The sequence below is a fragment of the Chloroflexaceae bacterium genome (assembly GCA_025057155.1).
Lineage (GTDB): Bacteria > Chloroflexota > Chloroflexia > Chloroflexales > Chloroflexaceae > JACAEO01.
In genome coordinates, this window is record JANWYD010000017.1 from 16,035 (window position 1) to 33,987 (window position 17,953).

Below are 17,953 nucleotides of genomic sequence, written 5' to 3' on the forward strand. Positions count from 1 at the left end.
CCGGGGGGGTGGCACCCACTCCGTTTATCTGGTCAGCTCCAGCTTCCGCAGGTCAGCCAGGGTGGCGCAGCCCGAGCAGAACATCGCCACGCGCAGCTCACGGATGAAGGCTGAAAGGCCCTCGACGACGGCCTCGACGCCACGCTCATCAATGGCGCTGACGAGGGCCGGTCGGGCCGTTCCGGCGAGATCGGCGCCGAGGGCGATGGCCTTGGCCACGTCCACCCCGCTCCGCACACCGCCCGAGCCAATAATGGTCACATCGGGGAGCGCGGCGCGCACAGCGCGAATGCACTCGGTAGTGGGGAGCCCCCAGTCGGCGAAGGCCCCGGCGACACGGCGGCCCTGCTCATCGGGTTGCCGGTAACGTTCCACCTCGCTCCAGCTCGTGCCGCCCGCGCCGGCCACATCAATGATCCGCACCCCGCAGTCGTAGAGCCGTTGCGCGTCGCGGGGGCCGATGCCGTTGCCTACTTCTTTTACCACTACCGGCACCTCCAGGGTGCGGCAGAGGCGCTCAATTTTCTGCAGCAGCCCCTTGAAGTTGGTGTTGCCTTCGGGTTGCACGGCCTCTTGCAGCGGATTGAGGTGGAGGATCAACGCATCGGCCTCGATCATCTCCACCGCGCGGCGACACTGGTCCACCCCGAAGCCGTAGTTCAACTGCACGGCCCCCAGATTGGCCAGCAGCGGGATACGGGGCGCCACCCGGCGCACCTGGTAGGTCGGCGCCAGCCGGGGGTCAACCACCGCGGCGCGCTGCGAGCCGACCCCCATGGGCAGACCCAGGAGTTCGGCGGCTTCGGCCAGCGCCAGATTAATGCGCTCGGCGACGCTGGCGCCCCCGGTCATCGAGCTGATCAGCAGGGGGGCGCTGATGGGCTTGCCCAGAAAGGTCGTGCGGGTGTCGATCTCGGCCAGATCAAGTTCGGGAAGCGCGACGTGGGGAAGCCGGTAGGCGCCAAAGCCGGTGCTGATCCCCTTGGCGGCTACATCCTCACCCAGGACAATGCGAATATGATCGATCTTGCGCCCCTCGGTCTGTCCTGAGTCAGGCATGATACGCTCCTTGCTCAAGCGGCTTTCTGACGCCTTTTGTGCGGATCATACCAGTAACCGCAGGGGCCGTCAAACAGGGGGAGGTGCTACAATCAGCGATAGGGTGTCAGACAGGGGGTGGAGCAATCCGGAGGATTGCTCCACCCGGGCCGGTGCTCAAGGAAAGGAAGACGAATGATCCTCGAAATCCTGCGCGTCGAGCGCATGCGCACGCGCCGCGACCGGTGGGCGCTGGCGGCGGCTGTGGAGGCGGTGCCGGGTGTGCGCCGGGTGCTGGCCAACCAGGCCGACCGTACTCTCCGCGTTGAACGGGAGGATGATTCGAGCCTGGCGGCGATCATTCAGGCGATCAACGATGCGGGCTACGACGTGGCGGTGCTGGCGTAGGGCAAGTATACGGATTTTGGATTTTGGATTGTAGATTGCCGTATATGGCCGCCTGGATGAGACCTGGCGGTGTTGCGGATGCGCTAGACTACGAGCCTATCCGGATAACCAGGATATCCGTTTCTGGGAGGCCGTAGCCCTCCCAGCCCCTCCCTGAGGGAAGGGGCGTGGGAAAACCCGGTTTCCCCGCCTTCCTGCGAGAGTTATTCAGACAGGCTCTCAATTTGGCATCAGGCATCGCGGACGTTGGATTGAAGGATGCAGCGCGGCGGATCTGGACGCGGCAGGCATCCCGCTAATGGGCGAACATATCGTCCGGATCTGTGCCGGGATCATCGCGCCTCACAGGTACTCGCGCTGGCTGACCCGGCGGCGCCACTCCTCTTTGATCTCCACGTTGGCGCCGTCGGAGGTCATAAAGTCAATCAGCAACCGCGAAAAGGTGTTCGACTGCTCCAGGAAGGGGAAATGGCTCGCCCGGGGCAGGGTCAGCCGTTTGACCGGGCGCCCCTGGCGCTCGAGGGTGTCGAGCACCTCGCTATGCTCAATGGCCACAATACGATCCTGCCCGCCATATACTGCCAGCAGCGGCACCGGTAGCGCAGCCAGGGCCGGGCGCAGGTCGGTGTCGAGGAGCGAGTCCTGGACACTATGCAGCACCTGCTCGCTCAGGCTCTCGGTGTCCTCAATCAGTTCCTGTTGCACTTCAGGGTCGGCAATCGGCATGCTCTTCAGCAACCTGAGCCAGACGTTGGTCGAAGCATTCAGGCCGAGGAGGCGGGAGAGGCCGCCGGATTTGAGGTGCCCGGCCAGGGCCTCGCCGTACAGCGGGGTTGCCACCGTCATCACCCGCGGAAAGGTCTCCGGGCGCTCGCGAGCGGCGCGGATGGCGACCATGCCCCCCATGCCATGGCCCACCAGGATGGCCGTGGTAATGCCCATCTGGTCAACGAAGCGGAAGAGCATATCCACGTAGCTTGAGATGTTGAAATCGGAACCGCGACGGTCGCTCTCGCCGAAGCCCCAGAAATCCAGAGCATAGGCGCGATAGCGCTCGGCCACTGCGTCCATCGTGGAGACCCAGTAGCGCCAGGAGCCGAGCCAGCTATGCAGAAACACGATCGGCTGGCCGCGGCCAAACACCTCGTAATGCACCAGTCGGTTGTCGAGATGGATTGCACTCACTCGGAGTCCTCGTGCGCTTCAGGCGCGCCCGCCTGCTCCAGCGGGATCACAAAGCTAAAGGTGCTGCCTTTGCCGTGCTCGCTCTGCACCCACATTTCACCGCCGTGCTGTTCGACGAACTGCTTGGCGATAGCCAGGCCCAGTCCAGTCCCGCCGGCCACGTCGCGGAGGGGGTTGTCGGCGCGGTAGAAGGGACGGAACAGCTTCTTGAGCTGCTCGCGGGTCATGCCCACCCCATTATCTTCAACGTCAATTTGCAGCATATTGGCGGGGTTCAGAAACGCACGCACCTGGATGCGCCCGCGCTCATAGGTGTATTTCACGGCGTTGGAAAACAGGTTCTGGAAGACCTGGGTAATACGCTTCTGATCAGCTACAACCAGGGGCAGCCCGGGCGCGATGTCAACGGTGACGTGCATCTCCTTGCGTTCGTACTCGAGCCGCAGTGATTGCAGCACGTCGTTGATCACCTGCGAGATATCAACGCGGGTGAAGTTCAGTTTTTGCTTAGAGTCTGGGCGGGCGAAGTCGAGAATATCCTCGATCAGCGCATGCAGGCGGTTGGTGTTCGTCTTGATAATCTGCAGATGGCTGATCTGATCCTCGCTCAGCGATTGGGCGCTGGTGAGGAGCAGCATATCTACGTAGCCTTTCACTGCGGTGAGCGGTGTGCGCAGTTCGTGGCTCACATCGGAGATGAACTGCCGCTTGGCGTGGTCGGCTTCGATCTCGCGGGTAATGTCGCGCAGCACCGCCACGCTGCCGTAGCGCTGTCCGTCACGACTATTGCTCATCACCGGCGCCAGGTTGACCGCAATCACCTGCGTGGGATCGCTCAGGTCGAGGTACATGGAGTAGGTGCGAGAACCTTCGCGCACCTGTCGCAGGCCATTAGTCAGGCCGCTATAGATGGTGGCGGCGCGTTTACGCTCCGTGTCATCAGCGCCGTAGGTCTCAAGCATGCGCAGGGGTTGGTGCAACATCACCTCAGCGGGAATCTCCAGCACCTTCGCGGCGGCCGGATTGTAGAGGATCACGCGCTCCTCGGTATCGAGCACAATGACGCCTTCGGTGAGCGACTGGAAGACGGCGTTGCTCTTGGACGTCTCCTCAAGCTGGTCGGCGAGGAGCCGGGCGTTGGAACTCGCCAGGTCATTGATGTAGCTGTAGAGTTGCGCATTGTACAGCGCCGCCGCCGCCACGCCGGCAATCGTGCCGAGCAGGTTCATCTGCGAGTCGGTGAAATACCCCACCTCGGGGCTGGTCAGCACGAGCACCCCCAGCCGCGTATCGCCGGTGTTGAGCGGCACGGCGGCCACTGAGCGCACGTCATCGGCGCGACCGCTCTCCTGGAGCCAGCGCGGATCAAAACGCACATCGGCGATGTTGACCGATTCCTGGTGCTGCATGACCCACTTGGCCAGGCTCTCGCCGCTTGAAAAGTGGAGCGGAAAGTGGGCCAGACGCACCTCGCCACAGTCGTCGAGGACGGCCCGGCAGATCAGGTCGGAACTGGAGGGGTCGGAAAGGATGATTGAACCCCGCCTGACTCCCAGGTTGAGCGAGATCAACTCCAGAGCGCGCCGGATGATCGCTTCGAGATCGAGCTGGGTGGTCAGTTCCAGGGTGATGGCGTGGACCGCCTCCAGACGCTCTTTTTCTTCGGCCAGTTGCCGGGCGTTGCGTTCGGCCTCAGCGGTGCGCTCGCTCACGCGCCGTTCCAGGTCGGCGGCCAGATTGGAGATCTGGCCGAACAGGCGCGCATTCTGGATGGCCTGGCTGGCCTGGTTGGCCAGGGCGAACGTCACGCTCACGGCTTCATCGTCATAGACGTTGGGCGTAGCCGTCCCCACAGCGAGTATGCCGACAAGTTCATTGTCAACCAGCAGCGGCGCGCCAATCCAGCTTCGCGCCTGCCAGCCGAGATCCGCCAGCGGCCTGAAGCGCGGGTCGCGGGCGGCGTCTTCGATTAACACAGGACGACGTTCAGCGGTCATGAATGCCAGCAGTTCGTGTTGTCCGGCATCGAAGGTTGCGCTCAGCAAGGCCGTCGCTTCCAGTCCTCGCGCCTCGGTGATATGCAGGTGGCCGTAGCCCTCGTCGCGGAGCAGCACGGCGGCGGTGTCATAGGTCACCACGCGGCTCAACTGGTCGAGAATAAGCGTCTGAATCTCCTTGAGCGCCAGGGTGGAAGTAAACGACTGGGCCACGTCGCGCAGCGTGTCGGCCAGGAGGCGTCGTTGCTGCTCGAGCTGGAACAGGTGCGCGCTCTGCAGGGCCTGGCCGGCCTGGTTGGCCAGGATCGAGAAAAGCGAGACCTCATGGGCAGTCCACTCACGGGGATGCCAGTTGCCTACCCACAGTACCCCCAGGCGCTCATCGGGCGGGCCGAGGGCGATGCCCAGCACACTGCGGATGCCCAGTCGCACCGCATCAGGATTGGCGTCGGCGTGTTCGCGCAGGTCGCTGATCGCCAGCGCCTGGCCGCTCGCCAGCAGTTGTGCAGTCATGCCATCGAGACGGAAGTTGATGTGCAGGTCCTCACGGCGACGGTGATGCTCCATCAATATCTGCCGCGCGACGCGCCCCTGCCGGTCAAGCCGCAGCACTGCGCAGAGCGTCGCCCCCAGCAGGTTGATCGCGGCGTCGGCGACCAGGTGCATAGTCTCATCAGGGTCAAGCGTTCCCGAGAGGTTCTGGGTGACCTCGAAGAGGGTGGTCATCTCGCGGGCATGATGGCGCGTCTCGCTGAACAGGCGCGCGTTGTTCAGCGCCACGGCGGCCTGATTGGCCACCGTGGCAAGAAAGCGTCGAGCATTCTCGTCGAAGGCGCGCGGCTCGGGGCTTTGAATGTTGATTACGCCGAGCACTTCATGCCCGAACAGGATCGGGGCGACCAGGAAGGACTGAGCATCAGTACCGGCGCAAATTCGGTCATCGGCCAGGTCCAGTCCCAGTTGCGCTGCCTCGGCGAGGGTGCGGATGAGCAGCGACTGGCGGTTGCGGATGGCCCAGCCGCTGGCCCCTTGCGGATGCACCCGCGCGGGGATGGAGGCGGGCCGGCCGCGGTCGAACGCCAGCGGAAAATGCAGCGTATCGTGCTGCGCTTCGTAGATGCCGATCAGCGAGGTGCTGACGTCAATCACCTCGGCGATCCCGGCGTGCAACTTCTCCAGCAGGGTCTGAAGTTCAAGCGAGGCATTGACGGCGGCGCTGATCTTATTGATGGTGGTCAGCTCATTAATGCGTTGTTCGCGCTCCTCAAAGAGGCGAGCATTCTCCAGCGCGGCGGCCGCCTGGTTGGCCAGGCCCGCCAGGAGGGTCTGCTCGTCGCCGGTGAAGCGCCGCGGCGCGTTGGTCATGACGCTGAGTACGCCGACGATCCGCTCGTGGTAGATCACCGGCACGCCCATGTAGGAGATCAGGTTGTTAGCCTGCTGGAAGGCGGGGAAGAGCGAGCCGCCCGCGACGTTCACATCGTCAATGACCAGCGGCTGCCCGGTTGCGGCCACACGACCGGTCAGCCCCCGGCCCACGGGCACCCGCATGTGGCGCGCCTGCTCCATAGCAATGCCGTGGAGCGCGGCGGGCACAAGCACGTTTTCGTCGTTAATGGTCCAGAGAGCCACGGTGGTCACCTGCAGGCGGCGGCTCACCAGCTCCATCAACTTATCAAGCACTTCTTGCGGGCGCAACAGCGATGAGAGTATGCGCGCGGCGTCAAGGAGGGTCGTCTGCTCGGCGACTTTCTGCTCCAGCGCCTGCGCGTTGCGCTGAGCGGCCTGGAAGGCCTGGGCGCGAGCGATCGCCGTACTGGTCTGGTTGGCGATTGTCTGGCACAGGGTCAACGTCTGCGGTTGGAAGGTTCCCCGGCGCCCTACGAAGTCGAGGCCCACCGCGCCGATCACCTGACCGTCAATGATGATCGGCACCGTGGCGATCGAGCGAATATCGAGTTTGGCGAAGGTAGGATGCGAGGGCGCGAACAGCGGGTCGTGCTGCGCGTCGAGCGCCACCAGCGGCTTCTGGTGTTCATCGAGCCAGGCGACGGCGGGGTTATTGGCGATGGGCACCTCGATCTGGTCAAGGATGCCCGAATGGACATGTTCGGCGACCGCCGGAGCGACGCCCCGCTCCCGGTCGTAGATCACCAGGCGCGCCTGATCCACGCCGGCAGCATCGGCCATGGCGTCAACGATCACCTGGTAGATGCGCTGCACATCAGTTTCCGCGGCGGCCAGCACCGACACACGATTGAGCAGTTCGAGCCGGTGGACCTGTTCGCGGGCCTGGGCCAGCAGGCGGGCATTGTGCACGCCCAGGGCGAGCTGGTTGGCCACAGTGGTCATGAACGCCAGTTCGCGCTCGCCGTAGATCCCCGGCTCGTAGCTCGTGACCGCAATGACCCCGACCACGCCGCCGTCAACCACCAGCAAGGGCACGCCCAGCCACGCCGCCGACTGCCTGGCGTTGCCCGGGGACGCCAGTGAGAATCCATGTTCGGAATACTCGCGACTGAGGTCGTGAAAGCGCAGATGGCGCCGGGTGCGGATAATGGTCTCCACCAGACTGCCAGGGATCGGGGGTCGCGGCTGGCGGTCCAGTTTGTCAATCCCTTGGTCAACTTCCAGCGAGAGCGAGATGAGGTTCTCATCTTCGTGGTAGACATAGATGAAGCAGCAATCGAGCGGCAGAAAAGTCGCCAGTTGCAGGTAAGTCTGCCGCAACATCTCTTCCAGGTCCAGGGTCGAGCTGGTAATCTGACCGATACGGTTAATGATGTTCAGTTCGGCCAGACGCCGCTCGCGTTCCTGGAACAGAGCGGCGCGTTCCATGGCGACGGCGAGCTGGTTCCCCAGGGCGGCGAGGAACTGCCGATCGCGTTCGGTGAAGACGTGGGGAGCGACGTCCTGCACGTTGAGCACGCCGATGACGCGGCCCTGGCTGATCAGGGGCACGCCGAGCCATGATCGTGTCGGCGGATCGCCCTCGGCATAGTTCACGGTCTGGGCCAGATACTGCGGTTCGTTCTGCAGATCGCCGATGAGCAGCGCTTCGCCGCTATCAATGATCAGGGCGGTCAACCCGGCCTTGGGCGCGCTCAACTGGTGCGCCGTGGCGAGCACCTCGCCCTGGCGCATGAACAACTCAAAGCGAATCTGCTCGGTTTCGGGCCGGTAACTGGCGATGTAGAAGTAGCTCGGCACGCCCAGGTAGGCCACGATCTCTTCATAGACCCGCTGTAGCAGGGTGTTGAGATCGGTAGTCGAGGTGGCCGCGGTGCCAACCTTGTAGAGGGCGGCCATCTGCTCAGCGCGGGCGCGAGCGTCATCGAGGAGCAGGTGGTTCTCGATGGCAATCGCCGCCTGATCGGCGAAAATCGCCAGTGGTTCAACCGCTCGCGGGGTGGGCCGGCGGCGGTCCTGCGGATCGCCGGCAAACATGAGGCCCAGCAGAGCGCCTTCGGTGGAGTAGAGCGGCACGCACAGGCGATCCTCAGGTTGCCATTCATGGGGGAGGCGCGCGTCGTTGAAGGGCAGGTAGCTGAAGATTTCAGTGACAAACCCGGCCTCGAGGGTGCGGCTTTCTTCAGCCGGCACGAAATAACAGCGTCCCATGCGGAAGCGCGGCGCCAGGTAGCGGCGGGCCAGTTCCGCCGGCAGGGGGGTGCGGGCCATGCGCTCCTGCTCGCTCAGAGGAATGCCTGCAGCGGCCACGGGGCGCAACAGGTCGGGCCGCTCGCGGTCGGTGACGCAGAAGATAACGGTGCGAAAGTTAACCGACTCGACCGTACTGTAGCCTATCTGTTCCAGCAGGCTGGCCAGGTTGCGATCGGCGCGGAGGGCTTGCCCGATTTCAAGCACGTTGTTGAGGATCTGGGCGCGCCCTTTCTGCACCCGATAGAGCTGTTCGAGTTCGGCGTAGCGCTGGGCGTTGCCGATTCCCACTGCGGTCTGATGCGAGAGGGCGCGAAGGAACTCGACAGCGTCGTGGTCGAAGGCGCGGGGGCGAGGGGCCAGCAGCAGCATCACTCCGTAGACCCCGGCCTGGTAAAAAATCGGCGCGGCGAGGGCCGAACGCGCCGCAGGCGCCCGCACCACCATCAGTTCGGCAGGGTCGAGTTCGTGGCAAATTTCCGGCTCGCGGCGGGCAAGGGCGTTGTAGGCGGTAATCAGCCCGGCGGGAAGCGGGTTGCCCAGCAGGCTCGCGCGGTACGCTTCGCCGAAGCCGACCGCCTCGACCACCACGTAGAGGTCTTCTTCAGCGGGACCCGCATCATCAAAGGAACGCTGGTAAATTTCCGGCGCGAACTGCCCGCCGAGGGCATTCAGCGCCACCTCGCGGTCGGTGGCGCCTTCGACGGCGCGCAGGGCGATCAGCCCCTGGGTGGCCCCGGTGACGCGCAGGGCCTGTTCCAGCACGTATTCGAGGATCTCGGAACGATCCAGGGTAATGGCCAGCTGGCTGGAGACGCGCTGCAGAGCACGGAGCTGTTCGATCCGCGCGCGCAGACTGGCGTCGGTCTGCTCATAGCGCTTCGCGTTGGCTATCGCCTGGGCCGACTGCCCGGCGACAATCGAGAGCAGCCGGGTGTCATCCTCGCTGAAGGCAGCGGGCCGGACCGAGAACAGTTCCAGCAGGCCCAGCGCCTCGTCGCCGAGACGTAGCGGCACGCCCACATAGGCCCGTACCGGCAGGCCATCGTCGAAGCGCAGGTCTTTCAGGTGGCCGAGCTGATGGGCGTTGGGCGCAAGCTGTTGCAGATCATCCACGCGCAGCGGCGTCCGAGAATCCAGCAGACGCTCATCGGGGCTGTGACTCGGCCACTCGGAAGCAGACAGGCCCCAGCGCACCCCCGGGCGCAGGAGGCGCGTATGCCAGTCATAGAGGCTGATCTGGGCGCCGCTGAAGCGCACCAGCTTCTGCACTCCCTCCAGAATGGCCGTCAGGGTCTGATCAAGATCCAGGCCGGCATTCAGCCGCTGGCTGACCTGCTGGAGCAATTCGAGTTCGCTGGCTCGCTGGCGTTCGGCCAGGTAGAGGCGGCGATTGAAGATGGCCGTAGCCACCTGGCTGGCGAGCACCCGGGCCAGGTTGCGTTCAGCCGAGGACAACCGGTGGCGCGGGTGAGCGAAGCCGATAACCATGCACCCGATCATCTCGGCTTTGCCGCGCAGGGGCAACAACACCGCGCTGCGGCAGCCATCGTTGGTCAGGTGGCGGGCCAGGGAGTGGTGATCAGCGATGGCGGCGGTATCCTCGATCACCACGTGATCGCTCAATGCGACCTGGGCCAGTATATCCGCCGCGCCGATCAGTCCCAGGCGCATACCGTTCCCGGCGTGGTGATCGCGTCCGGTCTCACTAAACGACCCGGCGACATACAGAGAGTCGGCGGCGCGTTGATCGCGCAGCAGCACCATGCAATAATCGGCCCCCAGGGCAGCGGCGATATTCTCGGTGGCCCGATTGAGCACCTGCTCTATCTGGGTATCGGTATGGATAGCCTGGCTGATCTCATAGAGCACGAACAGTTCGCGCGCTCGTTGTTGTTCCCGGCTAAAGAGCCGGGTGTTCTGCACAAGCAGGGTGGCCTGAGCGGCAAAAAGCTCTGCGAGCCGGCGCAGGCGGCCCGGCGCGCTCGTGTGGGTGAGCAGGAGCACCAGCACGCCGATCAAGGCATCCTGGGCAAGCAGCGGCAAGGCAAGAGCCGCGCGTTCCCCGTGGGAGGCGACGCCGCGGCGGCGCCCGGCCGGGTGTATGCTGCCGACCGCGGGGGCGCGCGTCGTCGCCACGCGAGTTGGCAGGCTGACGCCAGCAAGGGGCAGGGTGAGAGGAAACTGGAACGCCCCGTCAGCGGCGGCCAGCAGCAGCAACTTGCCATCATCCTCTTCGAGCGAGTAGATGGCGCCGCTCTCCACCCCGATAAGCGGCGCCGCCCGTGTGAGCAGGGCTTGCAGCAGGGTGCGGCCATCAAGGGCGCCTACCCGTTCCAGGCTGGCGGCCGCCAGCGCGCGGATCTGCTCGCTGATCGCCGCCTCTTCGCCCCGGCGCCGGGCAAGCAACGTCAGGGTCAGTTGTGCGGCAAGGGCGTGGAGAAAGCTCGGCTCGAGCCGCGCGGCCTCGGCGCCGAGGTGCAAGCGCCCGAGCAGCTCGCCCTCTAACTCTAGCAGCAGAGGGGCCGGATCTGCAGTTGCGTCGCCCCAACTTGCCTCGGCGACAACCACGCCATCCTCGATCACCTCCAGGCGCCCGGCCGAGATGGGCAGGAGGCGCGCCATCAACGCAGCCAGTTTGCGGGCGTAACTCTCCGCATCAACGGGGCCGGCGCTGTTGTAGGCGCAGGCGGCAAGTTGGGCGAGCAATTCCCAGCCGCTCGAAGCGATCGTCATATCCATAGGGTGTAGCGCGCCAATGCAGTATGCCGGAGCGCTGGCCGGATGCTTGTGCAGGCTGTTCGCAGGAGATGCAGAGAGGCGCAGAGGACGGGCTGATCGAAGCCCTCTGCGCTCTCCGCGTCCTCCCCGATGCGTCCGTGTTCGCTAGCTGTGAGTGCCGTCCGTCCCCCCCCGGGGGGACTTTCGGAATTCAAGGGCGTGGTGGTTGTCCTTTACCGTCGTCCGTAGGCTACGGCGCTCTTGCGACCCTGCTCCCGCGCCTGCTGCACGGCGCGTAGACGGATCTCCTCGGCCAGTTCGCTCAACTCGCGAATATCCGCGAATGGGCCGTCCTGGCTGGTAATGACCCCAACGGAAAGCGACATCAGCGGCGCCTGGCGCAGGTTGCCGTTTTCGTCGGCTACTTCGAGGTAGCCCTGTTTACGGTGCTTGAAGTTGTAGTGCAGGCCGATCTCGTCATCGAAGCGCGCGATCAGCCGTTCGCAGATCGCGCGAAGGTGATCGGGGGTGGAGGTCACAACGAAATCCGGACCAACGACCATCTGGCCCACAAACTCTTCATTGCCGCCCAGTTCGTTAATGGCCTCGTTGAGCAGCAGGGCGGTAAACTTCAGCACATCTTCGCCCGCGACAGGGCCGTAGCTCTGGGTGAAGGTTTCAAAGCCATTAATATGGATGAGCGCCATGGCCCAACCTTCGGCCGAGCGTAACGAGCGTAGCTGGTCGGTGATTAGATCAGCCGTGGGCAGATTGGTGACCGGATGCAACTGGTTCTTGCGCCGGGCCTCTTCGAGCTGGTTCTTGACAATCGTATGCACCTCTTCGATATCGAAGGGCTTAACAATATAGTATTGCGCCTGGACCTCGCCCAGGCCGCGCAGCCGGTCGGCGCGTTCGCCGCGGGCGGTCAGAAAGATGATCGGGATATGCCGGGTGCGCGGGCTGGCCCGCAGGGCCTTGCCGATCTCATAACCCTCCATATCGGGGAGCATCACATCCAGCAGGGCGAGATTGGGGGGCGTCTTGTTGCAGATCTCAAGCGCCGCCGAACCGCGCATCGCAGTGTATACTTCATACCCCTGGGACGTAAAATAAATCTTCAGCAGGCTGGAAATATCTGCCTGGTCCTCAACCACCAGAATACGCTCTTTACTCACGAGCGGTCCTCCTCAAGCTAGCGACGACGCCGATAGGGACGCTGGGTGTACTCTCTGGGAATGGCGACTTTATCAGGCGCTGCGTAATCCTCGCGCCCGGCGCCGCTGGCGCCCCGTCCGTTGCCATACGACGGCAAGGCGGAGCTGGCCGGTGACTGAGGGGCGACGCGCCGTTCCGCCGGGTTGTCGTAGACGTGGGGCCAGTGATAGATAATCCGCCGCGGCTCACCCGTAGCCCTGTCCACATCCTCCAGATCGTGCCCGGCCACCGTCGTGCGTATCAGGTTCTTATCATTGTCAAAGATTATAACAGCATTCGATTCAATCATGCGACCGGGGTAGACGATAAAGCCGCTGCCAATTTTGACATTGTGGCCCACCGCCGAGCCGAGCACCGGCATATTGACCTCGACAAGCTTGCCCTGGTGCACGACCTTGATCGGTTCGTTCTGGAGGTTGAAGTCTGTAAAACAGTTATTGGCCCCGATAAAAGTATTGCGCCCGACCACGCACAGTTGAAGGGTGGAATTCTGCGCCACCATGCTGTTCTCCATCAATGTGGTCATAAACAAGCCGGCATTGAAGGGCAGGAAGCAGCGATCGCTCACCACGCTCAACATAATCTGGGCGCCTTGCATAATGTTGACGCCGTTTCCGATAATGCTGTTGGCGATAACGACGCCGGGACCGATGTACACATCATCACCAATAATGGTGGGGCCGTGAATAATCGCGGTGGGATCAATCGAACAGCGTTTGCCGACTTTGACCAGCGCCTTCGAAGCAAGAAAATGGTTCCGCCAGGGCGCCTCAAAGGGATTGAGCTGTTGCCAGAGGGTCGCCAGAGAAAACCCGAGTTTTTCCAGGAAGATGCGCCACTCGCCGGGCTGCCAGTGTCTGATGTTGGCCAGGCGCGCCTGGCTCATTTTCTTGTCCTGAGCTGCAGCCATCGAGAAGACGCCCATCAGCACATTGGCCATGAAGACGTGCAGCCAGTTCTCAATCGAGAGGAAGGCGCGAATAGGGATCTGGTAGGTCAACTCGCCTTTGTGAGCCATGTAGCTGGGGATGCGATAGTACCCCATCTCGTGGCTCAGGGTTTCGATCACGAGCGGGAGGGGCGTTTCCCGGCGCCCGGCGGGGAAGTAGTACAACTCGGCCACGCGCACCGCGCCGCGCCGCTCCTGACCGTTGTGAATGTAGACCACGTCATCCTGCCGAACAATGCCCGAGCTGAGTTGCGTGGCATGCCGTTCGATGCTTCGGTCATCGAGGGTAAAAGCAATCTGGCAGGGTCGCCCCGCGGACCTGGCGCGGCGGATGAACTCGTCAATCAGCGCTGCATTAAAGTAGAGATTGTCGCGATAAACGAGAAGTTCTTCACTATCTTCAGGCGCAAATTGGGCAAGTTCATTGATAGAATCGATCTCAATACTGCCCTTGCAGTAATTCTTTAGCAGATCGCGCTGTAAGAGCCACAGCGGCTTGTTAAGGATTCGTAATTCGCGAGCGGGCTCGGAAAATGGCGGAATAAGTGTTCGATCGCGAATAATGATCCGCTCCATTGGCGATCCCTTCCCTGGTTTCCGATAGCCGCCGGTGTTGTTGCCCTGATAAGCATGCCAGTCTACTATAGTCAGTAGGGGATGTTTCCAGCAAGCGTGAAAGATTACAATCTAATGACAGATAATCAGAAAGATCGTGCAGTCCATGACATTGTACACGACGATAATCACCCACGTCAATGTTACTCTTGGGGGAGCACGAGGTTGCGACCAGGGCGCAGGCCGGTCAGGGAGCAGGCGCGAGAGAGGCGCCGATCCCCAACGAGGTAGGTGATTCTGGATTCTGGATTGCTATGTGTCGAGCGCGCGGGCGCCCGCAGCATCAGCGTGGCAGGCAAGGCTACGGCTGCTGCCGGGCCCGAGGCTTGCTTGTTGCGGATGGTGTGATGGACCGGATTATGGCAGAGCCGCGCCAGGGCGGAAAACCACGCGCGCTGCGGTACGTGTTCATATGCACCACAGCGCACACAGAGGAGCATAGAGGCTTTTTACAGCCCCCTGCGCGCTCTCGAAGGTTACCCGCTTGAGCTTTCGACCGGAGTCTGGTATAGTCAACCTCGTGAGAAATGGAACGCAAAACGCGCGACATCTGGGATGGCCGCCAGGTATGGCGAGGATACGACGGTGGTTGCCGCGGGTTCTGGCGTTGCTCGTTGCCGTGGAACTTGGCATGCTCAGCCCGTTGAACTGCGTGATCCACTGCCTGATCCAGCGCGTGCTAACCGAACGCCCGGCCATTGCCTGGTTCCTCTGTCACGCATATGGATGGCGCGGCGCTCTGACGAACATGACTGAACCCGCCGCTCCCGCCCTGGCCCCCGACGCGGTCTCAAATCTTACCCCTCGCGCGCTCTACGAACTGCTCCATCAACTCGCGCCTCTGCTCGTCGTCATCAGCATGCTGGCGGGCTTGCTCGTCCGCCGTCCTCCCCAGGGGTCGCCGTCTCTGACCTTTCCACCCTCTACCCCACCTCCGCGCCCGTAAGACCATCGAACACGCGGTATCGTCACGCCTGTGCTGTGCGAATGCCAGGACTGCGGTGAAACCGGCTCGCACTCTGGCAGGGAGCGGTTTTCATCCTCTTAGCCGGATGGCCGGTGGCGTCTGTTCAGCGCAGTCTGAACCCTTTCGCCGTGATTGGCTCGTGAACAGTGCGTTCCCGCGCCTCCCGCCGGGGCTTCGAGCTTAAGACGAACAAACCCGGTTCACAGACTGGAGCATTGCTCAGCAAGGTTGATGCAAAGACGCGAAGGCGCCACGTGTCGGTGAGGTATTTATGCCAGCCCTGTGCGCCATTGCGTCGCAGCAGTCACGGGTGATCGGGAAGGCCCGGTTCGAGGTATGCGAGAAATGCCGTAATGATGCCGAGACGCTTATGGTGACCCATATGCACGTGCACTGCCGCGCACTCCGTTCTCCGGTGGCAGCTCTTGTGACCGCCTCAATCATATTCGTGTTCCTGAGCGGTTGCGCCGCCCCGACTGCGGTGCTTGATCAGGCGCTGATAGTTGCCGAACGCCAGAGCGGCTTTGATCTGCGGCCTCCGCTCCCGGTGGATCTGGTTCGTCAGGCGCTGATCGCGCTCGATCAGGAAGATCCGGCGGCGGTACGCCAGTTGATGGCGCACTACGGCCCGTATCAGCAGCAGTTACTGGACAAGGTGCGGCAACGCTGGCCCGACCCATTGTTCGGGCGCCCCGACCTGGTCGTCTCAATTGGCCCCTATCGAACCCGCAGCGCGTTCGATCCGGTTCCGTGGGGAACTAGCGAAGTGGTGCCGGTTCGGATCCATTGCCAACATGGCGTTTTGACGCTGCGCATCACTGTGATGATGACCGGCGCCGGATGGCGCATCGCGGAGATCCGTTGATGCAGGTGTGATAGAGATTTCGAAAGGAAGGTGTTCCCGTGTTCATCCGGCATGTATGGTTGATGGTCATAGCGATGCTATGGATGTTTGCCGTGACAACCAGTTCGGCGCTGGCCCATGCCCGTCTGATCTCCTCCAACCCGGCGAATGGGGCCATCCTCTCCGCTCCGCCTGACCGAGTCGTGCTGGTCTTCAGTGAAGAGCTGAAACCCGACGGCAACCTGATCACTGTCACCGACGCCAGCGGCAGGCAGGTGGACCGTGGCGACACGGCCCTCGATCTGAACGATCCGAAACGGGCCACGCTGACGGTCTCGCTCCAGGGTGGTCTTGGGAATGGTGCGTACACGGTGCAATGGCGCAACATGAGCACCGATGGCCATAGCGAGCAGGGCCAGATCAGCTTCAGCGTGGGCGCCGCCCCGGCGCCATTGCCGGCAACAGGCGCGGATCGGCAATGGCCGCTGATCGAAGCGCTGGCGCTCGCTGCTGCGCTGCTCGTTGCGGGAACGCTGCTGCGTCGCCAGCAGGCCTGAGCATACGCATGCACATTGTGGATAAAAACCTCGTACTCCTGGCGCTCGTGTGCCTGGGGATGATCGCCAGCGCGCGCGACGTATGGGCGCACCCCCGGATTATCGCTCTCGAGCCGCCGCCCGGCGCCCGACTTACCCGGGCGCCCTCGCAGGTAGCGATCACCTTTAATGAGCCGATCGAGGCGCTGAGCACCCTGGCGCTCTATAGCAGCCAGGGCGCGCTGGCGGCGCGGGGGGGCGAGCGCGATCCCGCTGATCCCCGCCGGCTGGTGCTGAAGTTGCCGCCCCTGGCGCCAGATCTGTACACCGTGGGGTGGACGGCGGCGGGAAGCGATGGCCACGTGGTGCGCGGCATGTTCGTCTTCACTGTGCTTGACGCATCGCTAGCGGCGTCGGACGCTGCGCCCGCGCAGATGCCGGTTGCGCCCCCGGCGTCGGTGGTGCAACCGGATCGGTTGCCCCTGGTGCAGAGCCTGATCCGTTGGGGGTTGCTGCTCGGAGCGACGGGCGCGGTGGGGGGCTGGATTTTCTGGCCGTGGGTGGCTGTGCCGGTGCTGGGAGGCACAGTGATCGCCTCGGAAGCGGTGCGCCGCTGGCGCCGCTGGAGCGCCGGTCTGATACTCGCAGTGCTGATCGGAACGCCCCTGCTCTTCGGGCTGTATGTGTATGAAAGCACCGCCGACCTGGCGCTGCTCAGGCCATCCCTGGGCACGCGCCAGAGCCTGTTGCTCGCAGTGCGGATGGCGCTGGCCATAGCGCTGCTCGTTCTGACGGCGACCAGCGTCACTGCCGGGGCCATCCAGCGGCGCGCGCCCCTGGCGCTGCTTCTCGGTGCAGCCCTGCTCCTTACCTTCGCCCTGGCGGGTCACGCAGGGGCGAAAGCGGAGCCCGCGATGCCCGTGCTGGTGAACTGGCTGCACCTGGCGGCAACGAGCATCTGGGCCGGGGGGGTGCTCAACCTCGCGCTGGCATTGCCGCTGATCCGGGGAACAGACGGATTGCCCCTGATTAACGCGCTGTTACGGCGCTTCACGCCGCTGGCGCTAGGGGGCGCTGCCGCGCTGGCCCTGAGCGGTGCGGCGATAGCGCTGCGTGAAATTCCCTCACTCACAGCGCTCCAGGAAAGCGCCTACGGTCGCGCTCTGCTGGTGAAGCTACTGTGCTTTGGGGCTATGCTCGCCCTGGGGGCGTACCACGGGCTGGTCGCCGGGCCGCGCCTGCGCGCCGAGGCGCGCTCCTGGCTGGCGCGCCTGCGATACAGCCTGCTGGCCGAGGGAGGATTTGCGCTGCTGGCCCTGGGCGCGGCGGGAACGCTGACGAGCCTGCCCCCGCCGGTGGAGCGCCGGGGCCGGCGGTCTCGGCCCCGGCGCCGACGACGCTGGCGCCGATCGTGCCTCCCGCTGCCGGCGTTGTCTTCGATCAGATCCAGCCGGCTGGCGACCTGCGAGTGCGGTTGCGCGTCGAACCAGCCCGTCCGGGCGTCAACGAGTTCCAGGTAAGCGTTACTGACGGCGAGAGCCAGGCGGTCGAGACGCAGCTCATCCGGCTTAGCCTGACGCGCCGCGGGCTGGATATTGGCCCGATCGTGCTCGAAGCGCGCGATGGCGGTGACAATGGCACAGCCGTGGCCAGCGGCGTGCTGGGCATTGCCGGAGAGTGGGAGATCACAGTGCTGGTGCGGCGGGCCGGCCTCGCTGATGTGAGCGCTGTGTTTGTAGTTCCGCTTGCCAGGCAGACCGAATGGAGGTAAGCAAAGTGCATTACTATGCGGCGGCGCCGCATCGGGCCTGCCGT

At 63.8% G+C, this 17,953-nt stretch carries 11 protein-coding genes; 6 read left to right on the top strand and 5 right to left on the bottom strand.

All coding sequences use genetic code 11. The annotated features are described in order from the left end of the window. Positions 1 to 24 precede the first annotated feature (24 nt). The gene (gene fni, locus NZU74_15300) at positions 25 to 1,059 is read right to left on the bottom strand and encodes a type 2 isopentenyl-diphosphate Delta-isomerase (protein MCS6882701.1); all 1,035 of its coding nucleotides are present in this window, start codon (positions 1,057 to 1,059) and stop codon (positions 25 to 27) included. Between the two features lie 174 nt (positions 1,060 to 1,233). Here fni and NZU74_15305 point away from each other — a divergent pair, with 174 nt between their 5' ends. Further along, positions 1,234 to 1,446 carry a heavy-metal-associated domain-containing protein gene (locus NZU74_15305; protein ID MCS6882702.1) on the top strand — a complete coding sequence of 71 codons (213 nt, stop codon included), beginning with the start codon at positions 1,234 to 1,236 and terminating at the stop codon, positions 1,444 to 1,446. 342 nt (positions 1,447 to 1,788) lie between these two features. Here NZU74_15305 and NZU74_15310 read toward each other — a convergent pair whose 3' ends face one another. The 4 genes from NZU74_15310 to NZU74_15325 all read right to left on the bottom strand — a co-directional run bounded on the left by NZU74_15310 (position 1,789) and on the right by NZU74_15325 (position 13,752). Beyond that, on the bottom strand, positions 1,789 to 2,631 hold the full coding sequence (locus NZU74_15310) for an alpha/beta hydrolase (protein ID MCS6882703.1): 843 nt from the start codon (positions 2,629 to 2,631) through the stop codon (positions 1,789 to 1,791). Then, positions 2,628 to 11,030: a GAF domain-containing protein gene (locus NZU74_15315; protein MCS6882704.1), complete on the bottom strand. Its 8,403-nt coding sequence runs from the start codon at positions 11,028 to 11,030 to the stop codon at positions 2,628 to 2,630. The genes NZU74_15310 and NZU74_15315 overlap by 4 nt, the downstream gene beginning before the upstream one ends. A gap of 212 nt (positions 11,031 to 11,242) precedes the next feature. After that, positions 11,243 to 12,187 (bottom strand): response regulator, encoded by a 945-nt coding sequence (locus tag NZU74_15320; GenBank protein MCS6882705.1) that lies wholly within the window; start codon positions 12,185 to 12,187, stop codon positions 11,243 to 11,245. A 17-nt stretch (positions 12,188 to 12,204) separates the two neighbouring features. Next, a complete protein-coding gene (locus NZU74_15325) occupies positions 12,205 to 13,752 on the bottom strand; it encodes a multidrug transporter (protein MCS6882706.1) in 1,548 nt (515 codons plus the stop codon). A gap of 607 nt (positions 13,753 to 14,359) precedes the next feature. Here NZU74_15325 and NZU74_15330 point away from each other — a divergent pair. The 5 genes from NZU74_15330 to NZU74_15350 all read left to right on the top strand — a co-directional run bounded on the left by NZU74_15330 (position 14,360) and on the right by NZU74_15350 (position 17,909). Continuing rightward, positions 14,360 to 14,737, top strand: a complete 378-nt coding sequence (locus NZU74_15330; GenBank protein ID MCS6882707.1) for a hypothetical protein — start codon at positions 14,360 to 14,362, stop codon at positions 14,735 to 14,737. 292 nt (positions 14,738 to 15,029) lie between these two features. Continuing rightward, positions 15,030 to 15,623, top strand: a complete 594-nt coding sequence (locus NZU74_15335; GenBank protein MCS6882708.1) for a hypothetical protein — start codon at positions 15,030 to 15,032, stop codon at positions 15,621 to 15,623. A 38-nt stretch (positions 15,624 to 15,661) separates the two neighbouring features. Beyond that, entirely contained in the window at positions 15,662 to 16,159 is a 498-nt protein-coding gene (locus NZU74_15340) for a copper resistance protein CopC (protein MCS6882709.1), read from the top strand. Positions 16,160 to 16,167: 8 nt separating this feature from the next. Continuing rightward, positions 16,168 to 17,658, top strand: a complete 1,491-nt coding sequence (locus tag NZU74_15345; GenBank protein MCS6882710.1) for a copper resistance protein CopC/CopD — start codon at positions 16,168 to 16,170, stop codon at positions 17,656 to 17,658. Further along, positions 17,613 to 17,909 carry a hypothetical protein gene (locus tag NZU74_15350; GenBank protein ID MCS6882711.1) on the top strand — a complete coding sequence of 99 codons (297 nt, stop codon included), beginning with the start codon at positions 17,613 to 17,615 and terminating at the stop codon, positions 17,907 to 17,909. Before NZU74_15345 ends, NZU74_15350 begins: the two co-directional genes overlap by 46 nt. Positions 17,910 to 17,953: the final 44 nt, after the last annotated feature.

Bases quoted from the DNA above. Each gene is read 5' to 3' on its own strand.
- fni (MCS6882701.1), bottom strand. From the start codon at position 1,059: ATGCCTGACTCAGGACAGACCGAGGGGCGCAAGATCGATCATATTCGC.
- NZU74_15305 (MCS6882702.1), top strand. From the start codon at position 1,234: ATGATCCTCGAAATCCTGCGCGTCGAGCGCATGCGCACGCGCCGCGAC.
- NZU74_15315 (MCS6882704.1), bottom strand. From the start codon at position 11,030: ATGGATATGACGATCGCTTCGAGCGGCTGGGAATTGCTCGCCCAACTT.
- NZU74_15325 (MCS6882706.1), bottom strand. From the start codon at position 13,752: ATGGAGCGGATCATTATTCGCGATCGAACACTTATTCCGCCATTTTCC.
- NZU74_15330 (MCS6882707.1), top strand. From the start codon at position 14,360: ATGGCGAGGATACGACGGTGGTTGCCGCGGGTTCTGGCGTTGCTCGTT.
- NZU74_15335 (MCS6882708.1), top strand. From the start codon at position 15,030: ATGCCAGCCCTGTGCGCCATTGCGTCGCAGCAGTCACGGGTGATCGGG.
- NZU74_15345 (MCS6882710.1), top strand. From the start codon at position 16,168: ATGCACATTGTGGATAAAAACCTCGTACTCCTGGCGCTCGTGTGCCTG.